3 protein-coding genes are annotated in these 3,783 nt (G+C 33.4%); all 3 read right to left on the reverse strand.

Annotated elements, in window-relative coordinates:
• Window positions 1–562: substrate-binding domain-containing protein (locus tag PHF25_09070; GenBank protein ID MDD4528159.1), on the reverse strand; the 562-nt coding region annotated here is incomplete at its 3' end.
• A 405-nt stretch (window positions 563–967) separates the two neighbouring features.
• The gene (locus PHF25_09075; GenBank protein ID MDD4528160.1) at window positions 968–1,969 is read right to left on the reverse strand and encodes a hypothetical protein; all 1,002 of its coding nucleotides are present in this window, start codon (window positions 1,967–1,969) and stop codon (window positions 968–970) included.
• 1,582 nt (window positions 1,970–3,551) lie between these two features.
• Window positions 3,552–3,783: NAD(P)H-dependent oxidoreductase (locus PHF25_09080; GenBank protein MDD4528161.1), on the reverse strand; the 232-nt coding region annotated here is incomplete at its 5' end.

The raw sequence follows: 3,783 nt of genomic DNA on the forward strand, positions 1-3,783 counted from the left end.
GATTTACGGTTGCAGTTCTGACAATTGTGTTATTCTCAACTTCGGGAAGGATGCCTGCTTTTTCACAGATTGCTTCCGAGACTTTGCCTATCGCAGGCCCTTTTGGATCTCCGAGTGCCAATTTTATTCCTGGATTTGCTAAGTCTTCGAGCCCATTTATTTTTTTGGGGTTCTTATCCGGAACTGCAATAACCGGGATATGCAGGGTCAGGTTTGTCATGCTTTCATTGAAAACATAATTCCTGTCCATAGCCTGTCCGGTATAGTAGTAATCCCCTGGGATGAAGATGTCACACTCTTTTGAGGTCAGGATTCCGAAGAGTTCGGCACTTCCTCCGTAGCGGACCTCGATATCTGCTCCGGTATCGTTTTCAAAATTCGCAATCAATTCGTTCATGGGTTTTATCAGCCCGGCGCCGGAACAAACCGTGATCTGCCTCCCCTCAAACTCTTTTTCCGAATTTCCAGAAACAGGGGTAGATTCTTCTTTCTCAGTACATCCTGAGCCAGCCAGGGCCATTGCAAGTATCATGATAATTATGAATGCGCGGAATTTTTTCATACAAACCCTCTTCAGGTGGAATTTCAACGATATGTCTGAAAATACATAACGGCTAATAAAGCTTTTTATAAAAATATACCACATAAATATTATCAAGAAGAAATGATCGACCCAGGCTGTCCCCAGTCATGAAATCTCAAAAATAAGAAAAAAGACGTTTTCCTCTTTATTTAAAGTTCAAATATTCTCTGCCTATATTTCTCGAGTTCTTCAGCCCCTCCTTTCGAATTCCAACCTTCTAAAACCCGGTAGTAACTGTAAACATGGCGAATTATTTAAAACATGACAAAAGTCCTTTTAGAGGTGCGGGAGATTTTTTAAAAATATTTAATTTTCAGATACTGCAGAGTCAAAGTTTAGGTTATTTTTCATAAACTATGCAAATTAACTTTGGATATTAAATAATTACGGCTTGGAACAGTTCTTCGGAAGCAGCCCTTCTTCCTCCATTGCTTCTTTTATATCATCAGGTATTTCAATATGATTTAAAATAATTTTATCCTCATTACATTTTTCATTGTTGTTTTTTGATACTATTTTTTTTAGGTATAAACACATATAATTAACAATTTTATATTTACAAAGATTATATTTTTCTAGGAATGAAAAAATATTATTTATAATTTTACTGCGAATTGTTATAAATATATTATAAAGGTTTAGTTTTAAATTTTTCCATAAACGAGGAAATTTTTCAGGCTCAACATTATTTTTTTGTTTTTCCATATATTTTTGTGCAAATATTATATAAAGTCTTCTGGGTCGTAATTTAGTCTTAAAGCAGAGTTGTTTATACCTAAAACACCTATGCTTATACCATACATAAAATAATTTTTCATCTATCCTAAAAGTATTATTTGGTTTTAGTATATTTATATGAGAATAAGATAAAATTATAGGTAACGATATAAACAAAGTTGTAGAAAGTATTATGACTGTGATTAACGTATTAAGTTCGTAAATATTAGGGTTGTTAGGATTGTTACTGGTCAAAACGGTACAGTAGGCATTCCAATAATCAATTAATGTATTAAGTTCGTCATAAGGACGGATAGTTTCTAATGGACGGATAGTTTCTAATAATTCAAAGAGATGATGAATACTTAATGAGATCGTTACAAAAAATGTAAAGCAAACTAAAGAAAATAAAATAAATAGTTTATCGGCGAGTGTACATAAATCTCTTGAAAGAGATTCGATTCTGCTAAAAAGATCTTTTTCTTTATCAGTTAATTCTGATTTTTGTTTAGATGATATTAAGTCTTCGTACTTAAGTTTATAGTCCTTGTCATACACAATTTCCTGTACCCAAAGCTTATATGCCTCCCTATACTGATTGAGATATTGAGCTAAGTAAATCCCAAATAACGCAAAGAAAAACCCATAAAAAGCTAATATACGCATCATAGAATTCACCTGAACGCACATTTAGCCGCAAAGCTAGCTGCAAATTTAATGTACTGAAAATGAGAGCATGAAGGTGATCTAGAATACTCAAGTACAGTAAATTTATCTTCGAATTAAATCTCAATTTTGAGAATCTGTGTTAGCCTTATTATTGAAAAACGTCTCAACCCGACTCCAAAAGAGTGTGGTCATGATTAGCAAAAGTAGGAACACTTAGCCAAAGCACACTTTTGATGCGATTACAATCAGCAAAGTTGCGAACCCGAAGTATACATATTTCATACATGTAGCCATTCTAATTGTACCCATTGATCGTCCGTCTCCAAACTTCTTTTTCATTTCGGGCTCACTGAGAAATAATTTAGAGACATTCGTACTGTACTCAATTTTTTCACAAGCTAACCCTTCAACTATTAAATCAATAAATAATGGTAAGTTATTTCATAGCATACTTTGAACCATTTTTTAAGATGCAGCATACTTTATTCCTTGGAATCAAGGACTTATTGTTAATGCCTTAGTATAAGGGTATATCAAGTATTTTCATGTAAACGCTGCTACTACGACTTAGCTCAACTAGTGATTTTTATATCACAGTCATCACTAGTATTGGCATTGTTCTACCGTAACTAAGGAGTTAAACTATATAAAATTTAACCATTTTATAACGATATATTATATTTAATTTATATCGTGAAAATCAAGAAGATTATTTACCAACGTTAAGTTAGCGGTCCCTCTTTAATTGATTTTATATTATTTTAAAGTAACTGAGATACCGGCTCTGTAGAAAAATTTTGAAATAAAAAATTTTCATAAATTTGAACTGAATAGTCAGATCTGGATATACATATCTCTTTTTAGTCCTTTTAGCCTAATTATAGATAGGTTTCCACAATGCCGAAATGTCATCCTCAGACCTTTTTCCCGTGTCTCTGCACGGTTTGAGCCACCCTACATCAAAAGAGTAAAAGCGTGAATATACACTCCACTGAAGACTCAATCATGAAAAATATCAATCACGGGATGGGAATTACCATATAGTCCTTAGTTATAATAAAGAATTATTAATATAGTGATAATTAGCAAAAGTATAGTCCCTATATATATAAATCTCATATATCTAGCCATTTTAACAATTCCCACTCCCTATTCACCTCGAATTATACCTCATTACCTAGTATTAATCTTTTTTTGTTAAAATACAGAATCTCTTGAGGAGAGACAGTATAATTTATCTAATAATGTTCCACTTGCAATTATAAATACATTTGTCTGGCAAAATAGCTATTATTCAGGCTCTTTGTTATTTGCGTGGGCAGTTTATAGTCGCCTCCAGAACAGAGATACATGCATATAATATTTGAAAAAAATTGTTACACAAAATCACATTCAAGTTCGATGTTTATCTCTCAGCTGTGGCCACTTCTCAGTTGAACAAATATTTTCAATCCATACAAAACTACGGAGAGCTATTTTTAATATTTTATCATAATCTTATTATATTTATCAGCTTCATCTTGGGATTTGAGTCATTACCACTTATTTGATTCAAGAATTCCAAATTATAAAAGGAAATAAGTTACACAACATCTGCCCCTAACCCAAGTAGTCTCTGCCTGTATTTTTCAAGTTCTTCAGCCCCTCTTTGCTTGGACATACTGCTCGCTTCGTAAATTATATGAGACGGCAGCACTTTCATCCCCATATATTCAAAAATGCAGTGGGTTATTGCTTCGAGGTGCTTATTCAGGTCCCCATGCGCTCCCCCCTCAGAATACATCTCTTTCGGAGCTCCAGTAGTTGTAACAAGC

Source organism: Candidatus Margulisiibacteriota bacterium (genome assembly GCA_028706105.1).
Lineage (GTDB): Bacteria > Margulisbacteria > Riflemargulisbacteria > GWF2-35-9 > DYQY01 > DYQY01.